Here is a 21,123-nt window from a genome sequence, read left to right on the forward strand (position 1 = left end):
GTGTCAACGGGAAGGAGGTACTCATCCCCGCGTCGTCGATGATGCCGGTGTAGCGAGTCTGCCCCGGTCTGCGCCGGCAGGTGGCTCACGGGGAGGCATGGGGAGATTGCAGCGAACTGGCTGGGCCAGTGGGGCTGGAAGAACAAGCTTCAGCGAGCGTGCTGGTGGTCTCAGGTCTCGCCGCGAAAGACGCGCTCCACGAAGTCCGGCTCGAGCGCCCCGACACGCAAGATCCGCAGCGAGTCTCCTTCCACCGCGACCACGGTCGATGGCACACCACCCGGCGAGCGTCCACCGTCGATGATCAGCTCCACGCGATCGCCGAGCGCTTCCACTGCCTCGTCAGCCGTGCAGGCCTCGCGCTCCCCCGAGCGGTTGGCGCTCGTAGTGGCGAGTGCACCGCCCGAGGCTTCGATCACGGCCAGCGCCACCGGGTGGTCAGGCATGCGGAGTCCGACCGCTCGGGTGTCCCGGACGATCTCCTCGGGAAGCCAATCCTGCGCGGGCAGAACGATGGTCAGCGCACCCGGCCAGAACGCCTCCGCCAGGCGCCGCACCCGCTCGTCGACCCTGGTAACCAGCCGTTCGAGCTGATCGAGAGAGGAGATCAGCACCGGAATCGGCCGCTCGAGCGGTCTCCCCTTAACTACGTAGATGCGGGCTACAGCCTCCGGCCGGTCAACCGCCGCACCGACACCGTACACGGTATCGGTCGGGAACACGACCAGCCCGCCTTCGCGCAAGACCGAGGTCGCCAGGGGAATTGCCTGCGGGTCATCGGCCCTGACCACTCGTGCTCGTCCGGCTTCGCTCATCTGCCCAACTCCGTCTTGATCTGTTCCGCCAGTGTTCTTCCGATGCCCTTGATGGCCGCAAGCTCCTCCACGCTCGCCTGCCGGATCCCTTCGACCGAGCCGAAGCGGCGCAGCAGCTCGCGTCGCCGGCGCGGGCCTACTCCAGGGATCTCGTCGAGCACTGAGCGAATGCTCGTCCTGGTGCGTCGCTTGCGGTGGAATGCGACCGCGAAGCGATGCGCCTCGTCTCGAATGCGCTGCACCAGGAACAGCGCCTGCGAGTCCCGCGGCAGCAGCACGGCATCAGGCCGGTCTGGCAAGAAGAGTTCCTCGTGCTCCTTTGCCAGCGCCGCGATCGGCAGATCCAACCCGAGCTCTCGGAGGGCACCCAGCGCGGCGCTGAGCTGGCCCTTACCGCCATCCACGATGATCAGATCCGGCATTGTCTGCCAGGTCTCGGTCTGCTCGGCGTCGAGTGCCCGCCGGTAACGACGCCGGATCACCTCCTGCATCATCGCGAAGTCGTTCGGGCCGTCCACCTGCTTGATCTGGAAGCGCCGGTAGTCGCTCTTCTTCGGTTTACCGTTCTCGAAGACGACCATACTAGCCACCGCATCGGTGCCGTGTAGATTCGAGACGTCGAAGCATTCGATTCGCCGCGGGATACGGTCGAGCGCGAGCGCATCCGCCAGCTCGCTCAGCGCCGCCGTCGTGCGCTGCTCGTCGTTGAGCCAGCGTACTCGGCTCTGCTCGAGGTTCTGGCGCGCGCTCTTGGCGATCATCTCGACCAGCTCGCGCCGCAGGCCACGCTTCGGCACGGTGAGCTTGACTCTGGTGCCGCGCCGCTCGGCGAGCCAGTCCCCGACAACTTCCTGATCCTCTAGCGGGTGCTCCAGCACCAGCTCGCCGGGGATCTGCGCAGCTTGCTGATAGAACTGGGCTACGAACGAGCTTAGGATGGCGCTCGGCGTGTCGTCGACGCGCGCGCCGCTCATCAAGTAATACTCGGAGCCGAGCAGCTTGCCGTTGCGCACGAAGCCGACCTGGACACAGGCATCGCCGCCCGCGCCCTGCGCCACCGCCAGCACGTCGAAGGTCTCGTTCCGACCGGTGATAATCTTCTGGTGCTGGAGGACATGCTCGATCGCTTTGATCTCGTCGCGCAGCCGAGCCGCGCGCTCGAAGTCGAGCTGCTCGGCGGCCTCCTCCATCTGGCGGCGCAGGTTCGGGAGCAGATCCTCTCCACGACCCTGGAGAAACAGCACCACGTTCTCGATGACCCGCTGGTACTCGTCCTGAGAGACCGCGCCGATACACGGGCCCACACACCGCCCGATGTGGTAGTAGAGGCAGGGGCGCGGGGAATTGCCGGTGATCTCGATGTCGCATGCCCGGTACGGGAACAGCCGCTTCAGCAGCTCGAGCGTGCGGTGGACTGCTCCAGCGCTGGGATAGGGGCCGAAGTAACGACTACCGTCCTGCACGATCCGCCGGGTCGCGATGACGCGGGGGTAGGGCTCGTTAGTCACCCGGATGAACGGATACGTCTTGTCGTCGCGGAGCATGATGTTGTAGCGCGGCCGGTAGCGCTTGATCAGCTCGTTCTCGAGAATGAGCGCCTCGCTCGGCGTATCGGTCCGGATGACCTCGAAATCGGCGATGTGCTCGACCAGTTCGCGCGTCTTGCCGTCCATGCCGGTGCGCGAGCCGAAGTACGAGCGCACGCGAGCGCGCAGGGAGGTCGCCTTCCCGACGTAGATCACCCGGCCCTGCGCGTCCTTCATGAGGTAGACGCCCGGCGCCGGTTCCAGGGCTGCCAGTCGCTCTGCCAGTGTTTGCTTCGTGACGCTCATCGTCATTCTCGGTGACAGGTCGCCGTACTGTCAGCCGCGTCGTGAAGGCGTTCAGAAGTCGAGGAGCTCTTCAAGGAAGTGCCGCGCCTTCCTTCGCTTGCCGTGCTTGCGGCGCTCGTGCCAGTCGTCATCATCGTCATCATCGTGCCAGTCGGTGCGGCGGCGATAATACGTCGTCTCGGCCCGGGCGAGCTGCTCGAGTTCGCCGCGGTCGAGGAAGACCCCGCCACATTCGACGCAGCGCTCGAACACCACGTCGTTGCGCTCAACCGTGCGCATCCTTCCGAGGCACTTCGGGCAAACCATCTCTGCCATCGTGCTGCGCTCCCTCACCTCCCGGCTGCTCAGACTGCGACTGAATCTTTGCCTCTCCGGGGCAGTGGTTGGGTTCGATCCTCGCTTATTGAGCATAACATCTCGTTCAAGGGCTGCCGATCGCTCTGCTGCACGTACGTTACACACCACCCGGTCGCTCGGTTCTCCAGCGTGGAGAAGGCCGGTCAGCGCCTGCGGCCGGCCAGGGCTCTTGCGCGGCGGAGCGGGGCCCGCCGTCTGGCTAGGCGATTTCTGTCGTCATTCCGAATAGACGAACCAACCGCTTGACCGTGCTCATGCCATGCATAAAGCTCGTACTGGAGCGCCCAGGCTCGTGAGGACGTGGGGGCGATCCCGGGCAGGGCAGTGTGCCCGGAGGGAGACTGGATCGTACACGCCTCGTCGTTGCCTGGCACGCGCGGGCGAACCCGGCAATGGAGTCGTATCGGCGCGAGGGATGGAGGGACAGAGATGAGCGCACCTGCAGCGAAGCGGAACTTGCAGTCGATTGTCGACTCGGTGTCGAGCATCAGCGAGTATCTCTACAATAATGTGACTGGGGCACGGGTTTACCCGGTGGTGCCGCCGGAGTTCTCGAACTGGCGCGACGAACAGCATGCCTGGCGAGAGACCGTCTGCCTCTTCGACCTCTCGTATCACATGACCGACCTGTACGTGTACGGTCCAGATGCCTTCAAACTCCTTTCGCAGCTCGCCATCAACAGCTTCAAGGGATTCGAGCCGGGACGGGCCAAGCAGCTCGTCGTCTGCACCCCGGCTGGCTACGTGATCGGCGACGCGATCCTCTTCTACCTCGACAAGGAGGCGTTCCAGCTCGTCGGCCGTCCCTCGGCCCATAACTGGGTGCAGTACCATGCCGAGACCGGCGGCTACAACGTGACGCTGGAGCGGGACGAGTGGTCGGTTGCCGATCCGCACCGGCCGCGCAAGGTCTACCGCTACCAGGTGCAGGGGCCGAACGCGAAGGCGGTGCTGGAGAAGCTCAATGGCGGGCCGCTACCGGACGTCAAGTTCTTCCACATGAGCTGGATCACCATCGGTGGTCACCGGGTGCGGATGCTGCACCATGGCATGTCGGGAGTGGCAGGCGCGGAGCTAATCGGTCCCTTCGAGGAGGGCCCGGCGGTCAAGGCAGCCATTCTGGAGGCCGGCCAGGAGTTCGGAATCCGGCACGTCGGCTCGCGGGCCTATGCAACCAACACGCTCGAGTCGGGCTGGATCCCGTCGCCGCTGCCGGCGGTCTACACCGGGGAGGAGCTACGCGCCTACCGGGAGTGGCTACCGGCCACGAGCTACGAGGCAGTAGGGTCGCTGGGCGGTAGCTTCTACTCGCCGAACATTGAGGATTACTACCTTACCCCTTGGGATCTGGGGTACGGGCCCATCCTCAAGTTCGACCACGACTTCATCGGTCGGGAGGCGCTGGAAGAGAAGGCGAAGGGGCCGCATCGCAAGAAGGTGACGCTCGCGTGGAACGGCGAGGACGTCGCCCGCGCCTATGCCACGCTCTTTACTGAGCCGAAGGGCCAGCGAGCGAAGTACATCGACCTGCCGCTCTCCCAGTACGCCACCTGGATGTACGACAAGGTGCTGAACCGGCAGGGAGAACTGGTCGGCATCTCCACCTTCTGCGGCTACAGCTCGAACGAGGGCAAGATGCTGTCCCTGGCGATGCTGCAGGAAGAGTACGCCGAGCCGGGCACCGAGGTAACGCTGGTGTGGGGCGAAGAGGGTGGGGGCTCGCGCAAGCCGAGTGTCGAGCGCCACGTGCAGGTCGAGATCCGGGCGACGGTCGGGCCGGTGCCGTATTCCGAGGCAGCCCGCCAGTACCGTGCCACAGTGGCCCGCCGGTAGACATCCCGCCCTCTAGTGGTATGCGTGCGCCCTGAGGGTACGGCCCTCAGGGCGCATCCCTTCCACGCTGCTCTGGCTACCGCGGTATCAGCGCGCTCGCTGGCGTGCCCGCGAACTGCCGTGTTGCGAGTTGCGCGGCTTCCTGCGAGTGTGACCCTAGCGAAGCCCGTGGATAACGCCGTGCTCGTCGACGTCGATCTCCGCGCCGAGCGGGTGACGACCGAGTGCGGGCATCGTCTGAATATCTCCCAGGAGCACGGTGACGAAGCCAGCCCCGGCCAAGAGTCGAAGCTCCCGGACCTGCACCTCGAATCCCTCTGGCCGGCCCAGCACCGTCGGATCCGCGCTCAGCGAGAGCGGCGTCTTGGCCATGCAGACCGGCAGGCGGTCGTACCCGTGCCTCGTGAGTACAGCAAGTTGTCGCCTGGCGGCCGCGGTGAAGCGCACGCTCCCTGCGCCGTAGAGCGTGCGCGCAATGACCTCGACCTTCCGCTCGAACGGCGCGTCGAGGTCGTACAGCGGGCGAAACGCCTTCGGCTTCTCGAAGGCGCGCAGGAGAGCGCGAGCAACCTCTAGCCCGCCCGGACCGCCGTCCGCATAGACGCTGGCCACGGCGGCTCCCTCGGCGCCGAGGTCCAGCGCCGCGCAGCAGACACGGTCGAGCTCGCGCTCGCTATCGGTTGGGAACCGGTTAACCGCCACGACCACCGGCACCCCGAACGCCTTGATGTTCTCGATATGCTTGGCCAGATTCGGCAACCCGGCCTCGACTGCGCCGAGATCCTCGCGGGCCAGCTCCTGTTCGTCGATGCGACCGCGACGACCACTCAGGCCGCCCTGCGCCTTGATGCTGCGTACTGAGGTCACCAGCACCGCGGCGTCTGGAACCAACCCGCTCCCCCGGCACTTAATGTGGAAGAACTTCTCGGCTCCCAACTCGGTGCCGAACCCGGCTTCAGTCAGCACCACTTCGGCCAGACGAGTAGCGATCAGATCGGCAATGACCGAGCTATTGCCGTGCGCGATGTTCCCGAACGGCCCGGTGTGGACGAACGCAGGCGTGTGTTCGGTTGTCTGGACGAGATTGGGCTTCAAAGCATCCACCAGCAGCGCGGTCATCGGCCCGGCAACGCGCAACTGCTCTGCGGTCACCGGTTGATTGTCATAGGTGAAACCGACAACGATGCGCCCGATGCGTTCCCGGAGATCGCGATAGTCCCTGGCCAACGCGAGGATCGCCATCACTTCCGAAGCGGCAGTAATGTCGAATCGGGTGGAGCGCGTTAGCCCGCCGCTCTCGTTGAGCCCGGTGACGATGTGCCGCAGGGCGCGATCGTTAACATCGAGCACTCGAGGCCAGGTGACGGTTCTCGGATCCAGAACGACATCGCCGTGGTACAGCGCATTGTCGAGGAATGCCGAGCACAGGTTGTGGGCCGCGGTGACGGCGTGGCCGTCGCCGGTGAAGTGGAGCGCGATGTCGGGGAAGGGAAGGACTTGTGCTGCTCCTCCGCCAGCGCCCGCCCCCTTCGTACCGAACACCGGCCCCAGCGAAGACTGCCGGACCGTAACGACCGAGCGCAGGCCCAGGTGCTTGAACGCTTGCCCGAGGCCGATCGTCATTGTGGTCTTGCCTTCGCCGAACTGGGTGGGAGTGGTTCCGGTGACGAGGACGTACTTCGCTCGCGGAGCGGTGAGCCGCTCGAGCACCTCGAGCTTGACCTTCGCCTTGTATTGCCCGTAGAGTTCGATCTCGTCCTGCTCGAGCCCCAGCTCTTCGGCGATCTCGACGATCGGCCGTGGAACAGCGCTCATCGTCCCTCCTCACCCTCCAGTTCTCGCGGTTTTCAGCCTCGTGCGACCGGCCGAATGCCCTTCAATCGATTACTACGTCGATTATCCTACGATCCCGCAAATCCTCGTTCCCCGAGCGCAACGAGGGACTTACCGGGCAGTGACTCTCAACTCCCGCTGCCTGCTCTCGATCCACTCGACCGTTCGTGTGAGCTCATTGAAGGTGCTCCAGTGGATGCCGACGATCTGCTCGTGATCGGGCCCGAACTGCTCGAGGAGCGACTCGATGAGCGACCACGGATCGTACCGGTATCCACCGGTTAGGAGCTGCGGCAGTAACCCCTGCTGCTTCTCGAGATAGCGAAGGGATTGCCCGATCCCGAGGCGTACCGCGATTCGGAGGAGACGATCGATACGGAGCGTCCCGGGGAGACAGAGATAGACCGGCAGATGGAAGCCCTGACTCCTGGCAGCCCTGAGCCAGCCCAGGATCGCCCCGGCATCGAAGCTCATCTGCAATATGGCGTACGTCGCGTAGGGCTGTTTTTTCAGCAGCATGTCCATCAATACACTCGAGGGTATCTTCGGGTGCCCCTCGGGATAGGCAGCGACACCGATAGTCTGTGGCCGGCGATCCAGCGTGCTCAGCACTTCGAGCAGCTCGAGCGCGCCGGTAAACGCGCCGAGCGGTTGCTCCTGGTCGCCACCGATGACAAAGACCTCGTCGATGCCAGCATCGACAAGCGCGTCGATGATGCGCGCTAACTCGTGCCTGTCGCGCACCGCGCGAGCTGCCAGATGTGGGACCACGGTAAATCCCCGGCGCCGCAGCTCGGTGGCCAGCTCGACCGTGCGCGCGACGCCGAGTTTCGGCGAGCTGGTCACCGTGAGCTTGTAGCGCTCAGGGATGCCCTTCGCGATTTCATCTGCTTTGGCTGTAGGCAAGATCTCTAATCGCGCATTGTCGAGGAGACGGCACACCCATTCCACTTCTGCGCCATCAGCGAACTGGCTCGCCCCCTGCCGATCGGACACAGTCCATCGATCCTTTCCGTATCCATTCCCCAAGAAAGATCTACTTCAGCAATTTCTACCATCTTCTGACCAGAATACCTCCTCGGCAAGACCCGCTAGATGTCATCTGTTCAGCTATTCTGAACAGATGACACTCACTGCTCTTCAACTCCATAGTACTACGACCTGACCGTGTACGCAATTCCCTCTTTGCCCGAGGGTCGATGACGCGCTGTCACCCTCACCGCGTTGCCTTCTTCCATGCTTGCAACCGCAGGGGCTCAGGGTATCGCGGCGACGAAGCTCTCCCAGGGCAATCGCGAGCCGGTGAGAAGCTACAGTCGATCTCTCGGCAGTCGCCGCGCAAATGAGCCTTCACCGCGAGACGAGCGTGCCGCCCTAACCCAAAAGCACTGGCGCCACCGGGATGAGCCGGATAGCTCCAACTCCCGTCATCGGCTTACGGGAGAGGTGCGGAGACGCGTAACGCTTCAGGGGAGACGTGCCATTCTTCTGGTGGAAGGGAACACCGATGGTCACGGACGAGCTAGTGCAGCGTGCGCAGCAGGGCGACCGGGAGGCGATCGAAGAGCTCTTCCGGCGCGAGTGGCCCGCGGTCTATCGCCAGATCTCCCGGGCCGTGCCGAACCCGGCCGAGGCCCAAGATCTGACCCAGGAGGTCTTCATCCGCGCGCTCAAGGGGCTGGATCGCTACCAGCCGACCGGCGCTCCGTTCCGGGCCTACCTGCACGCGATCGCCCGTAATCTGGTCCGGGAACGCCAGCGCCGGCAGCGCATGCGCCTGATCGCCCTGGAGCAGGCCGGCGACCTCGCTGGCCCGGTGACACCGGAGGAGCAGGTGCTCGACGCCTTCGCCAGCGCCGACCTGCTCCGTGCCCTGGCCGCGCTCCCTCCCGACTACCAGACGGTCATCCGGCTCAGGCTCCTCGAGGGCCGCTCGACCGCGGAGGTGGCCGCTCTGATGAACCGGACTCCCGGCGCCGTCCGCGTGTTGCAGTACCGGGCCCTGGCCATGCTGCGAAGCCTGCTGCGTGAAGGGGCACGACCATGAACGACCGAGAGCGCGCCGAACAGCTCGACCGGTTCATCGACCGCCTGCTGGCTGGTGAGGCCCCCGACCTCGATGAGGTCGCCGACCCAGAGCTGCGAGAGCTGTGTGCCCTGGCGCTGGAGGTTCGGAACGCCCGCGAGCCGCAGGCCGTTCGGCCCGAGGAGCTCGCGGTGATGGCCGCGCGGGTCGCACAGGAGGTGAGGATGAGCCGCCGGCCGGCCGCGCCGGGCGATGGGGCGCGCCTGCCTGATGGCGGACTCGACGAAGGTGGGCCGGAGAGTGCAGGGGAGCCCGTCACACGGGTAACGGTGGGAGATCGACGGCCTCGCCGGTTGAAGCATGCGGCCGAGCTGCTGGCGGCGGCGATCGTACTGGGGCTCTTCACCGGTCTCCTGATCCTCCTGCTGGGCGGGCGCGCGGAGCGGGGGCTCGGCGGCTCGCCCGCGAGACCGCCGACACCGGCACCCTCGCCGACCCCTCAGCGCCAGCCCGAGCTTCCGGGAACGGCCGTCTCACCGCCATACCGGCTAATAGGGACAGCCCGCACGGACGGTGAATATGCCGTCTGGGTGGCTCCGATGGATCCCGAGTTGACTCGCTTCGAAATCCAGGCGGCCCGGCTCGACGGAGGGCAGATCATCACGGTCGCCTCCTCCGTCGTGCATCCTAGACGATTCGACATCGATGGCGGCATCGTCGTGTGGGACCAGGCCGACCCGACCTGCCCGACCGGCTGCCCCAGTGTGCACGCGAAGAACCTCGCCACCGAGGAGACGTTCGTGGTCGCCGACAGCGAGGGCGAGGTCCACGACGAGGCCCCGGCTCTCTCGGGGAGCTGGGTCGTCTGGCTCCGCATCGACCCCCGCACCGGCTATCAGGCCATCATGGCGCGCGATATCGGCAGCATGGCCAAGCCGATCGTCCTCACCGAGCGCACGCGCGAGCAGTTGGAGCTGAGCCCACCGGCCATCGACGGCGAGTGGGTCGCTTGGACGGAGGGGGACGACGACGCGTCCCAGCACCCCCTGTTGCTCACCCGGATCGGATCGGGCGAACCGGAAACGATCTCCGTGGACGCGCGGCCGGAGAGCTATGCCATCGGTGGCGGCGTCCTCGTCTACATCGAGCGGAGCGGCTCACCGGGAGTCGAGGGCTCGACCGGGGTCGAGACCCTGCTCGCCCGGCGTCTCGACACCGGGGAGACCATGACCGTGCGCGGGCCGCTCCCAGCTGATATCCTCGGGCCGAGCGCACCGGTAACGGACGGCCGCCACGTCTTCTGGGTCGAGGTGTCCCCTGGTGAGCAGTACCCGCAGATCTGGGGCCATGATCTCGCTACTGGGAAGGCTTTCCATGTCACGGGATACGGCATCGACACGTATCCCCATGCAGCCGGTGGCTGGCTCGTTTGGGTGCACCGTCCCGGCCCCGACGCTCCTGCCCAGGTCTACGCCGCGCGGTTCGAGGAGATCGTCGCGCCGAGCGGGGGGGCCGTGATCCGGCGCAGGCTGCCCGCCTCTCCGGCCTCGCGCGGCTCCGGTATTGCCTGGGACCCGGTTCGCCATCGCGGTATTTCCACCGGCTGGCCGGATCGGCTCGATCGCGCTGATCCTGGCCTCCGCAGATCAGTGGTCGGCGTGAAGCCTGGGAGGACGCAGGGCATGCCAGCAGCGTGCCAGGAGGAGCATGCCCTGCCCACCCAGCCAGCCCACGATCGGACCGCCGACCAGCGCGATCGTCGTGTAGAGCAAGAAGTCGTGCCCCACCATCTGGTGGATCCGCAGTGCGACCACGCCTCGCCACCAGGCCTCCCACCCCTGGTCCAAGCGCACCCCGAGCTGCGGCCCACCGAAGCCGAGCAAGAGCGTGCCGGCGTAGAGCGCGTAGTACGCGACAAGCGCGGCGGTCCAGCAGAGCGTCACCGCCAGCGCGGCCAGCTCAGGGCGCCGGCTGGCTCGCATCTCGATCACGATGATCGGCAGTACAGGCAACAGCCAGAGAAGAAACATCAGCCAATCATTGACGAGATCGTACAGAAGTGGATAGTTGATCAGTGCCTTCGGCGGGCGCCACCACGGATCAGAGCCAAGGATGTTCGCTGGAGCGTACCAGTTCAGGAAAACGAGCGTGAGCCAGACCACGAGCCCGAAGAGGATACCGGCGACGCCGTAGGCGAAGCAACGTGTCGATGCACTTCTCATCTAGCGACCTCCGTGTTATGAGCGCAAGCTCGCAGCCTAAGGTCGGAGCTGTCGGCTGGAAATAGGCCGGACAACCCATTGATCATTCTGGGGCAGAGGCCCTTACCGGGTCAAAGACGCTCTGTACACGGTTTTAGTCGAAGTACCAGTATCCGTAGTACGTTATGCATCGCAAGAATGAGCATCGCTCCGTCTGATTGGTGTACTGCCAACCGATATACGAGTCTGGCACAGTCCACCATGCGGTATAGGTTCCAGAGAGCGGGATGTCTCGCACGTGACAGTTATAGAACAGCCCATTCGAGCACGACCGAAGCCACCGGGCTCCGTTGTAGGTCGATCGATCCCTGTCCCAAACATCGCTGACATAACAGCTTGGCTCGACCGTGTACCTCATTTCGTACTCCACAATGTACCCATCGCCGATGTTGTAGCGTCCCCGGATAGTCTTCGAGTGAGCGCTACAGGCTGTCGGTGTGATTCCTTGTGCCCTCAGGCCATCGTGCAGCTCCTGGACGGCCTTGGCGATCAATGCCGCGTCTGTGTCCTCGTTACCGGTAAGCTCGACTATCACGCTCCGCGGATGCCGATCGGCAAGGTCTCGCGGCAAGATCTCAGCGGCCATGATCGTACCAGGCGCGCATGGCTGCGTCTCCCAAGGGCCATTGTCGACCTGCACCTCAAGATGACATTCGAAGTCGCGTCGTAGACCACAGCCACGAGATGATCTTTCTCTGAGCTATTCTTATTCTCAGCGCTGGCAGATCCCCATGCGACCAGCAGCACGAGTCCTGTGAGAATGAGCGAGTATGTGGGTTTCATCATGACACCTCCTCTGAGCTGATCACCGTCTCTCTGCCCGCGAGCGAGCGAGGCGTTCGGATCAAACGGGACTATGGCAAAGCCGCGGCGTCGCCTGCTTCCCTGTCAGGGTGCACCGGCCCACTTCCACTCTAGTCGAGATGCCGCAGATCGGCGCTAGGGAAATCCCCAGGTTTTGTTTGGGTCATGGCGAGGTCGGTGCCGCGCCTTCCTTGCCGAATGGACCGGTGCCTCTTCGGCGACGAGGAGCATGAGGGCATCAAGCGAGGCGCTGCCCAAGTTGTCATTCAGGCTGGGCCGTGACCCAGGGTTTTCCCCAGGACCCTAACCGAGGCACATGCTGTACCATGCGATCAGTTGGTATGGTTGAAGCGCGCGAGGTGGGTTCGCGACGGAGACTCCCATGCCCCCGCGCTTCCAGGTGCCGCGCCCGCAGCGGTGGGCCGTCGCGGCCATCGTCATCCTGGGTCTGGTCTCGCTCGGCGACCTCAGCCTGGCGACGGCCGAGCAGCCGCCAGCGCTCGGCGTGCGAGCGCGCCAGGCAAGCGGGGGACTGATCGTAAGCTGGGTCCAACCGGGTGGCCTGGCCTGGGACGCCGGCGTCCGCCCGGGAGACCGCATCATCGCGGTCGATGGGCGACCAGTCGTCGCGACCGATGCCCCATCGACTGTGGCCTCCACTTCGGAGATTACGACGGAGTCCGGAGATGGGCTGGTCCGGACCGTGCCCTCCAGGGTATTGGAGCCGTTTACCCTGTCCCGGCTCTACCGGCTCGCCTTCATCGCTATCGCGGCCAGCTTCGCGGTCGTCGGCGTCCTCATCTACGTGCTCGCCGGCGATGCGATCGTGGGAGCGATCGCGCTCGGCTTCAGCGTCGCCGGCGCGGTCCTGTTCCTCTCTTTGATCGCCGCACCCTCTGGGGCGGACTGGGCGGTGACCGCTCGTCACGCGGCGGCGCTCGCCTTCGGCGCGGGTGCTCTCCTCCTCTTCCTCGCCTTTCCGGTGGATCGCCTCCGCGCACCGCGGGGCCGCCGGCTCGCGATCGGCTGCCTGTCGGCGACCGCTGTGCTCCTCGCTGCCTATGGCTGGACCTACTTCTTCCGTCCGGCAGCCTACGATGCACTCCGTCCGGTCACCTACGCGGTGCTCATCGGCGAGGTCGTCGGGGCGGGCGCGCTGCTCGTGGCCGGCCTGCTCGCCACCCCGGCCGAACGGCGCGACATCGCCACGCCGCTCAGCGTGGTGGCGGTGGGCGCGTTCGTGGCACTGGCTCCGCCGGTGTGCCTGATACTGGTCCCCTCTCTGCTGGATATCAGCTCCATCGTCCGGCCGGAGATCGCCCTGCTGAGCCTGGCGGCTCTCCCGGCTAGCCTAGGGACGGCCGTACTGAGCCGCCGGTTCTTCGGTATCACCCGGATCCTCCGCCGCGGTCTCGTCGCGCTGCTGGTCTGGATAGCGTTGGTCGGCTCGTACACTGCCGGGTTCGCGGGGCTCGCTCGCTGGTCATCCGGGCAGAATGCACCGGTTCCTGTCGACCTGGCGGCACCGGCTGCGACCGTTGCCCTGGTCGCTGCGACGTTCTGGCCCCTGCAGCACCGGCTGCGGCGGGCGCTGGAGCGCCGGCTCTTCCGCGACGTCTACGACTACCGCGCGACGCTTCGCGAGCTGAGCGCCGAGCTCGTCCAGTTCGGCGAACTCTCTGCGGTTGCGAGGCATGCCCTCGACCGCTTGGGCCGGACGCTCGATCTCTCCTGGGCCGCGATCGAGCTCACCGCCGAGCCCGCGCCGCTCCGGTTTCGCTGGGAAGGCGACGCAGTCATCGCTGCTCCTGACGAAGGCGGGCGGCACGTCATCGCGACTTCTCCCGCTGCGTACCAGGTGCCGCTGATCGCCGATGGCGAGACTATCGGAATGCTGCAGGTGGGTGCCAAGCGGCACGACATCGATCTCCTGCCGGAGGACCGCGAGCTGATCGCCACGGTGGCTCCGCACCTTGCGACGGCCCTGCGCAACGCGCTTCTGATCCGGCAGCTCGAGGCGCAGGTGGAAGCCCTGGCAGATCGGGAGCGGACGCTGGCGACGCTGAACGATCGCCTGCTGAGCGTGCAAGAGGAGGAGCGGCGGCGGCTTGCGCTCGAGCTGCACGACGATCCGCTCCAGCGGGCCATCCAGCTCTCGCGGGAGCTGGGTGCATGGGCGGACTGCCCCCGAGCCGGGCACTGGCAGGAGATTGTCGAGGATATCATCGCATCGCTCCGGGCCATCTGTGACGGCCTTCATCCGCCGGTCCTCGACGACTTCGGGCTTCCGGCGGGCCTGGAGTGGCTGGCCGCGCGACTGCGCGCTGAGACAGACCTGGACGTCCGGGTGGCCATCGAGGCCGTCGACGGCGATCCGTTCGGGCGTTTGGAGCCGGACCTGGAGCTCGCGCTCTATCGGGTCGCTCAGGAGGCGCTCAACAACTGTCTCAAGCACGCGGAGGCGCGGTCGATCACCGTCACGCTCCGGCGAGAGCCGGCTCGGGTGCTGCTCCGGGTGGCGGACGACGGGCGGGGCCCGGCTGCGAACGGTGTTACCGGCGGATCACAGGTCGGGCTCGGCCTGCTCGGCATGCGGGAACGGCTGCAGCGCTGGCACGGCAGGGTCGCGCTGGAAGGTGGGCAACCGCGGGGAGCTGTGCTCACGGCCGAGGTTCGACTCGGGGAGGCCCATGGTGACGAGACCGATAGGTAAGACGATCCGGGTGGTCATCGTCGACGATCACCCGATGCTCCGGGAGGGGACGCGGGTGTGCCTGGAGCGCGCGCCAGGCATCGCCGTCGTCGGCGTCACCGGAATAGGACGCGAGGCGATCCACCTGGTCGCCGAGCACCGCCCGGATGTCCTGCTCCTCGATCTGCGCCTGCCGGACATCAGTGGCGTCGAGGTGGCGCGGCAGGTACGGGCAGCCTACGCCGATACCGCGATCGTCGTCCTCACCGGCTACGGGGACGCCGGCTATCTCCGGGCGTTGCGGCCGCTCGGCATTCGAGGCTATCTGGCGAAGACGGCGACCGATGCTGAGATCGTCGACGCTGTCAGGCGGGCAGCGGCCGGCTGCACGATGGTCACGTCGCAATCCGAAGGCGAGATCCTCACCGAGCCGCTGACGCCGCGCGAGCGCGAGATTCTTCGCCGGCTGGTTGCCGGCCAGCGAAATGCCGAGATCGCCGCCGCGCTCCTGATCTCGGCCAAGACGGTCGAGTATCACGTGAGCAACATCTTCACGAAGCTCGGCGCCCGCTCACGGGCCGAGGCGATCCGCATCGCCCACGAGCAGGGCATCCTCCTGCTCGAGGATGCTGGCCGAAACCAGGAGTGACCCGCGGGTAGAACCCAGGGTTTTCCCTAGGGTGCTGCGCGCCGCCCTGGTGTAGGCTGATTGCAGCGCGCTACAGTCCTCCCAGTCGGGGGGACGCTCCCGAACGCTCCTCCTCTTCCCCACCTGCCGCCCGGGCATGCCCCTGCCCGGGCGGTTCGGTCCTCTGGTACCCGGCTCACCACCCATCCAGGGCACTGCTCATGGTAGAACCAAGCACAAGGACAAGGCTGTGCACCGATTCGACTCCAGGTCGCCATCGCGAACGTTCGTACGTACACTATGACGTGGTGATGACGCGAGGAGCAGCGCATGGAACCGGTCGCCATCCGCCAGCGGATCGAGGCGCGCGAGGAGCAGTGGCTGCACCCGGCCGCGACCCGTAGCCGCGATGCCCGCCGTCCCCGCCCTGAGCCACCCTGCAGCGTGCGCACGGAGTTCCAGCGCGACCGTGACCGGATCATCCACTCCAAGGCATTCCGCCGGCTCAAGCACAAAACCCAGGTCTTCATCGCTCCCGAGGGCGATCACTTCCGCACCAGGCTTACCCATACGCTCGAGGTGACGCAGATTGCACGGACCATCGGGCGCGCGCTCGGGCTCAACGAGGACCTTATCGAGGCGATCGGGCTCGGTCACGACCTGGGGCACACGCCCTTCGGCCACACCGGTGAGCGGGCGCTGGCTGCCGTCTTTCCCGGCTTCCGGCACAACGAGCAGAGCCTCCGGGTCGTCGACCGGATCGAGCGAGATGGCCGCGGGCTGAACTTGACCGATCCGGTGCGCGACGGCATCCTCCGGCACTCCAAGCCGGTGACCAGCATCGCCGGCGAAGCCGCTGGCCGGCCGCAGACCCCCGAGGCCCAGGTAGTCAAGATCAGCGATGGCATCGCCTACATCAACCACGACCTGGACGATGCCATCCGTGCCGGCATGGTGCGGGCGGAGGAGGTCCCCAGGGACGCGCTCGAGGTGCTGGGCTACACGCACGGGGAGCGCATCGACCGGCTGGTGCGCGACGTCATCGAGACCTCGGCGCCGCTGCTCGATCGTTACCTTCCCGGAGAGCAGGTGATCCAGTTCTCCGAGCCGGTCAGGCAGGCGGCCGACGCGCTGCGGGACTTCCTGTTCGAGCGGGTTTACGATCCGCTCAACCGTGTCGAGGCGACGCGCAAGGCCGAGCACCTGGTGCAGATCCTGTTCGAGTACTACGTCGAGCATCCGCATGAGGTTCCCCAGGAGTTCGCCCGTGCCCTGGCTGACGATGGGGTGGAGCGGGTCGCAGCCGATTACGTCGCGAGTATGACCGACCGCTATGCCCTCTCTCGCTTCGAGCTGATCTACGTGCCGCGCTTCTGGTCGGTGCTGGGGTGATGGCGATGCAGCGAGACGATCTCGAACGGGTGCGCGACGCGACCGACATCGTGGAATTGATCAGCTCGTACGTGGCGCTGCGCAAGGCTGGGAAAAACTTCAAGGGGCTCTGCCCCTTCCACCAGGAGAAGACCCCCTCGTTCATCGTCTTTCCGGAAACCCAGACATTTCACTGCTTCGGCTGTGGCGCCGGGGGCGACGCGATCGGCTTTGTCATGCGGGCCGAGAATCTGAGTTTCCGCGAAGCCCTCGAGCGACTGGCCGAGCGCGCTGGGATCACGCTTACCCCGTCACGCCCGCCCGACCCCGAGCTCGATGCCCGGCTCCTCAGGTTGGCTGAACGGAACGCGCTTGCGGCTGCCTGGTTCAGCCATGTGCTCTGGAACACCGCGCACGGCGAGCCGGGCCGGCGCCTGCTCGAACAGCGGGGCGTCGACCGCGATACCGCCGAGCGCTTCCAGCTCGGATTCGCGCCGGAGAGCTGGGACGCCCTGCTCGGCCACCTGACGCGCCAGGGTGCGACGCCGGATGAGCTGGTCGAAGCCGGTCTCGCCGGCCGGCGAGACGATGGGAGCGTTTACGATCGCTTCCGCTACCGGCTGATGTTCCCGATTCGCGACCGTGATGGCCGGGTGATCGGCTTCGGCGCGCGAGCGCTGGGCGAAGCCCAGCCGAAATACCTGAACTCGCCCCAGACCCCCCTCTTCGACAAGAGCGCCAGCCTCTACGCCATCGACCTGGCGCTCGAGCACATCCGCCGCACCCGCGAGGTGATCGTGGTCGAGGGCTACATGGATGCGATCGCCGCGCACCAGTTCGGCTACCTGAACGTCGTCGCGTCGATGGGCACCGCCTTGACGGAACGGCAGGTGCGGCTCGTGCGGCGGGCAGTCGACCGTATCGTCCTGGCCCTCGACGCGGATGCGGCGGGCCAGGCGGCCACGCTGCGCGGGCTGGACGTGCTGCGCGATTCGCTCGCCGAGCCGGCTCGGCCAGCGCCCGATCCCCAGCAACTCGTCCGTTTCGAGCGAACGCTGAGGGTCGATCTGCGGATCGCTCGCCTGCCGGAGGGCAAAGATCCCGATGAGCTGATCCGGCGTAACCGGGAGGCCTGGGAGCAGGCGATCCGCCAGCCGGTACCGCTGCTCGACTTCTATCTCGATGCCCTGATCGGCCCTGCGCCGCCAGGGGATCCGCGAGCGAAATCGCAACTTCTGCAGCGGATCGCCCCGGTGCTGTACGAGATCGGCGACCGGGTGGTACAGGAGCACTACATCCGCGAGGTCGCCCGGCGCCTCCAGGTTCGAGAGGAGATCGTGCGGCGAATGCCGCGCGCAGTTCGCCGGGCGAACGCCCAGGTAATCGAGCGGTCGACACGCCGGCCGATGACGCCGGAAGAGCACCTGATGGCGCTGCTGCTCCGCTATCCGGCTGTGGTGCCCTCGGTGATCGAGGAGATCGCGGAGGGGGATATCGTCGATGCTCGCCACCTGGCCATTCTCGCGGCTGTCCGCTCGGCGGATGGCGGTGGGGATCAGCCCCCGCTGCCGGAGTCGCTGCAGCCCTATGCCGAGGCCCTGCTCGCGCGGCTGGGCCAGTTCCCGGAAACGCCGCCGAGGCTGGCTCTCCAGATGATCCGAGAGACCCTGCGCCGGCTCCGCCGCGAGCGCCACGACGAGCGCATGCGCCTGCTCCAGGCCGACATCCGGGCTGCCGAGGCGAGCGGAGACCGCGAGGCACTGCTTCAGGCGCTGGCGCTGGTTGAGCAGCTCAAGCGCCGCTACCCCGAGTTCTACCCGGCACCGAGCCCGTATTTCCCCGACACCCGTACCAATACCTTTGGGTCTTGAGTGCCGGTGAAGTCCGGCAACTGTGCGGACTGGACTCTCCCGGCGCGCCCTGTTTCGCGCGCCTGTCGACTCCCGGCCGAGCTGCTCGTCCTGACCTCACTCGACGCCGAGTAACTCCGAGTCGATCAGGCGGGTGGTTCCCAGCCAGGCGGCGAGGGAGAGGATCGCCGGGCGGTCGACGACTACGAGCTCCTCCATCGTAGCGGCATCGGCAACGCTCACGTAGTCCACCCTGAGCAGGGGCTCATCGGCCAGTCGAGCGCGCACAGCCTGGCGTAACCTCTCGGCATCCCGCTCGCCTTCCTGCCAGAGCGCCCTCGCGCGGGCAAGCGCGGCGTAGAGCGCCGGGGCGACCCGTCGCTCCTCGGGGCTGAGGTAGACGTTGCGGCTGCTGCACGCCAGGCCGTCTGGCTCGCGGACAGTAGGCACCGCCACGATCTCGACCGGGATCGCGAGGTCTGCCACCAGCTTGCGGATCACGACCACCTGCTGGGCATCTTTCCAGCCGAAGTAGGCGCGGTGTGGCTGCACGATCATGAAGAGCTTGGTCACCACGGTCGCGACGCCGCGGAAGTGGCCCGGCCGGCTCGCCCCTTCCAGCCGCTCGCCGATCGGCCCGACATCCACCTGGGTCGTGAAGCCGGGCGGGTAGATCTCTGCTATCTCGGGAGCGAAGACGAGATTTACTCGCTCGCCCTGCAGCAGCCGGAGGTCACGCTGAAGATCGCGCGGATACCGGGCGAAGTCCTCGTGTGGCCCGAACTGCAGGGGATTGACGAAAATGCTGACGACGACCGCGTCGTTCTCGCGCCGCGCCCGCCGTACCAACTCGAGGTGGCCAACATGGAGATACCCCATCGTGGGCACGAAGCCGACCGAGCCCTCGACGTGCCCGCGCCATGCTCGAACCTGCTCGATCCGCTCGGCGACGAGCATCAGCCTGCCCCGGAAGAGCGCGCTCGCTCCGCGAACTGCCGCGCAAGGTCGTCGAGCCAAGCCGTATCGAAGCCCTTCGGAAGCTGGAAGCTCTCGGCCGTGCCCGGGAACTCGCCGTTCTGCACCGCCTCCGCGTAGCGGGCGAGCGCGTCGCGGATGAGCTCTCCGGCTTCTAGGAAGGGCCGGGCATGCCGTGGCAGTGGTCCGGGTAGGAGGTGAAGGAGGTCGGCGATCACCTGCACTTGCCCGTCGCAGTGCGGCCCGGCGCCGATGCCGATCGTCGGGACATCCAGGATCTCGGTGACCGCTCTGGCGACAGGGGCGGGGATTCCTTCCAGCACGAGCGAGAAAATGCCGGCCTCTCGGAGCAGGAGGGCATCCTCGATGAGGATCTGGATCTGCTCTCTCGCCCTGGCCTGTACCCGGAAGCCTCCCATCTGGTGAACTGACTGCGGGAGCAGCCCCAAGTGTCCCATCACCGGGATCCCGGCAGCCACGATCCTGCGCACCTGGTCGACGACGGATCGTCCGCCTTCCAGCTTGACGGCCTGCGCGCCGCCTTCCTGGATCAGCCGGCCGGCGTTGCGCACCGCCTCCTCGCTGCTGATCTGATAGGTGAGAAACGGCATATCGGCGACGACCATCGCGCGCTGTGTCCCGCGTACGACCGCCTTCGTGTGGTGGATCATCTCCTCCAGCGTGACCGGAAGCGTCGTCTCGTACCCCAGGGCCGTCATCCCGAGCGAGTCACCCACCAAGACGATCGGAATCCCAGCCTCATCGAGCAAACGAGCCAGCGGATAATCGTAGGCTGTCACCATGGCGATCCGCTGGCCGCTGCGCTTCATCTCCGCCAAATCGCGCACCGTGATCCGCATCGCCGTTCCCTCACGACTCCTGCGCCGTCTCGACCGCCTCGAGGATTGCCTGGGCCGTCACTCGGTCGAGCCCTCGCTGTTCCGCGAGTGCGACTGTCTGCCGGGTTATCTCCCGGTACAAGCCTAGCAACTCGGGAAACCGGCCCGCCAGCGCGGAGACATGCCGCCGCACCGTCTCGACGTCGCCCCGGGCGACCGGTCCGGTCAGAGCCTGTGCCGTGCCGAGGCGTTCGATGTTCTCCACGGTGGTGCGCATCAGCGGCGCCAGCCCGCGCGTCGCCTGCTCGGCCGGCAAACCGAGTTCCTGCCAGATCCGCGCCGCGACCGCTGCGAGCGTTACCACCGCGTTGGAGGCGAAGACTGCCGCCGCGTGGTACAGCACCCGGTTCGAGCCCTCGACCGCCAGCGGGTAGCCTCCGAGCCGGTAGGCGAGCTCTTCCAGATAGCGACGCAGTGGCTCTCCGGCCTCGATCCCGAAGACGCACCCGGCGAGCCGCTCGGCGTCCGCCTCCGTCCCGGCGAACGTCTGCACCGGGTGAAAGCCACCGATCCAGGCGCCGGCTCGCCGCGCCGGCTCGAGCACGTCCAGTCCATGCGCGCCGCTGCAGTGGACAGCCGCCGTGCCGGGGCGCCACCGCAGTGCCGAGCAGGTTGCCTCGATCAGATCGTCGGGCACGGTAAGGAACACCCGGTCGCACGAGTCGACCACATCTTGGGCAGAGGCGGCAACCGAGCAGCCGGGGATGCGACGAGCCAGAGCCCCAGCGCGCTCATTCTCGCGGTCGAACACGACGAGCACCGGCTCACCGCGACGCGCGAGCGCAACCGCGAGCGCGCTTCCCAACCTCCCCGTCCCGATCAGGCCGACGCGCCAGCGAGTCGTGTCCGGCATCGATTACTCCCTGCCGCGAATTGATCCCGCGTCACGAGTTGCAGCCCGGTCGCAAGAGCGCCGCTTCCCGGGGCCAGCGCCGGTAAGCTGGGCG

At 66.6% G+C, this 21,123-nt stretch carries 15 protein-coding genes; 7 read left to right on the forward strand and 8 right to left on the reverse strand.

Features of this window, described 5'->3' with window-relative positions; translation table 11 throughout:
* Positions 1-170: 170 nt before the first annotated feature.
* From NET02_RS00760 to NET02_RS00770, 3 genes are read right to left on the reverse strand one after another with little or no spacing between them, the layout of a single operon-like run.
* Complete coding sequence (locus tag NET02_RS00760) at positions 171-815, reverse strand: L-threonylcarbamoyladenylate synthase (protein WP_284055455.1); 645 nt, start codon at positions 813-815, stop codon at positions 171-173.
* Positions 812-2,647, reverse strand: a complete 1,836-nt coding sequence (gene uvrC / locus NET02_RS00765; RefSeq protein WP_284055456.1) for an excinuclease ABC subunit UvrC — start codon at positions 2,645-2,647, stop codon at positions 812-814. The genes NET02_RS00760 and uvrC overlap by 4 nt, the downstream gene beginning before the upstream one ends.
* A 51-nt stretch (positions 2,648-2,698) precedes the next feature.
* On the reverse strand, positions 2,699-2,962 hold the full coding sequence (locus NET02_RS00770) for a TFIIB-type zinc ribbon-containing protein (RefSeq protein WP_284055457.1): 264 nt from the start codon (positions 2,960-2,962) through the stop codon (positions 2,699-2,701).
* Positions 2,963-3,433: 471 nt separating this feature from the next.
* On the opposite strand from NET02_RS00770, the gene ligM reads away from it, so the two are divergent.
* Entirely contained in the window at positions 3,434-4,837 is a 1,404-nt protein-coding gene (ligM, locus tag NET02_RS00775; protein WP_284055458.1) for a vanillate/3-O-methylgallate O-demethylase, read from the forward strand.
* 156 nt (positions 4,838-4,993) lie between these two features.
* Here ligM and NET02_RS00780 read toward each other — a convergent pair whose 3' ends face one another.
* Positions 4,994-6,652 carry a formate--tetrahydrofolate ligase gene (locus tag NET02_RS00780; protein WP_284055459.1) on the reverse strand — a complete coding sequence of 553 codons (1,659 nt, stop codon included), beginning with the start codon at positions 6,650-6,652 and terminating at the stop codon, positions 4,994-4,996.
* A 129-nt stretch (positions 6,653-6,781) separates the two neighbouring features.
* On the reverse strand, positions 6,782-7,666 hold the full coding sequence (locus tag NET02_RS00785; protein WP_284055460.1) for a methylenetetrahydrofolate reductase: 885 nt from the start codon (positions 7,664-7,666) through the stop codon (positions 6,782-6,784).
* A gap of 511 nt (positions 7,667-8,177) precedes the next feature.
* Between NET02_RS00785 and NET02_RS00790 the strand changes: the two genes are divergently transcribed.
* From NET02_RS00790 to dnaG, 6 genes are all read left to right on the forward strand, one after another.
* The gene (locus NET02_RS00790) at positions 8,178-8,717 is read left to right on the forward strand and encodes an RNA polymerase sigma factor (RefSeq protein WP_284055461.1); all 540 of its coding nucleotides are present in this window, start codon (positions 8,178-8,180) and stop codon (positions 8,715-8,717) included.
* Positions 8,714-10,939 (forward strand): hypothetical protein, encoded by a 2,226-nt coding sequence (locus NET02_RS00795; protein WP_284055462.1) that lies wholly within the window; start codon positions 8,714-8,716, stop codon positions 10,937-10,939. Before NET02_RS00790 ends, NET02_RS00795 begins: the two co-directional genes overlap by 4 nt.
* Before the next feature lie 1,204 nt (positions 10,940-12,143).
* Entirely contained in the window at positions 12,144-14,474 is a 2,331-nt protein-coding gene (locus NET02_RS00800; protein ID WP_284055463.1) for a GAF domain-containing sensor histidine kinase, read from the forward strand.
* Positions 14,452-15,102 carry a response regulator gene (locus tag NET02_RS00805; RefSeq protein ID WP_347710983.1) on the forward strand — a complete coding sequence of 217 codons (651 nt, stop codon included), beginning with the start codon at positions 14,452-14,454 and terminating at the stop codon, positions 15,100-15,102. The genes NET02_RS00800 and NET02_RS00805 overlap by 23 nt, the downstream gene beginning before the upstream one ends.
* Positions 15,103-15,411: 309 nt before the next feature.
* Positions 15,412-16,473, forward strand: a complete 1,062-nt coding sequence (locus NET02_RS00810) for a deoxyguanosinetriphosphate triphosphohydrolase (RefSeq protein WP_284055465.1) — start codon at positions 15,412-15,414, stop codon at positions 16,471-16,473.
* Positions 16,474-16,478: 5 nt separating this feature from the next.
* Positions 16,479-18,323 carry a DNA primase gene (dnaG, locus tag NET02_RS00815; protein ID WP_284055466.1) on the forward strand — a complete coding sequence of 615 codons (1,845 nt, stop codon included), beginning with the start codon at positions 16,479-16,481 and terminating at the stop codon, positions 18,321-18,323.
* Positions 18,324-18,419: 96 nt separating this feature from the next.
* Here dnaG and panC read toward each other — a convergent pair whose 3' ends face one another.
* From panC to NET02_RS00830, 3 genes are read right to left on the reverse strand one after another with little or no spacing between them, the layout of a single operon-like run.
* Positions 18,420-19,259, reverse strand: a complete 840-nt coding sequence (gene panC / locus NET02_RS00820; RefSeq protein WP_284055467.1) for a pantoate--beta-alanine ligase — start codon at positions 19,257-19,259, stop codon at positions 18,420-18,422.
* Entirely contained in the window at positions 19,259-20,137 is an 879-nt protein-coding gene (gene panB / locus NET02_RS00825) for a 3-methyl-2-oxobutanoate hydroxymethyltransferase (RefSeq protein ID WP_284055468.1), read from the reverse strand. Before panB ends, panC begins: the two co-directional genes overlap by 1 nt.
* 10 nt (positions 20,138-20,147) lie before the next feature.
* The gene (locus tag NET02_RS00830) at positions 20,148-21,029 is read right to left on the reverse strand and encodes a Rossmann-like and DUF2520 domain-containing protein (protein ID WP_284055469.1); all 882 of its coding nucleotides are present in this window, start codon (positions 21,027-21,029) and stop codon (positions 20,148-20,150) included.
* Positions 21,030-21,123: the final 94 nt, after the last annotated feature.

It is taken from the genome of Thermalbibacter longus (assembly GCF_023806485.1).
GTDB classification, from domain to species: domain Bacteria; phylum Chloroflexota; class Chloroflexia; order Thermomicrobiales; family Thermomicrobiaceae; genus Thermalbibacter; species Thermalbibacter longus.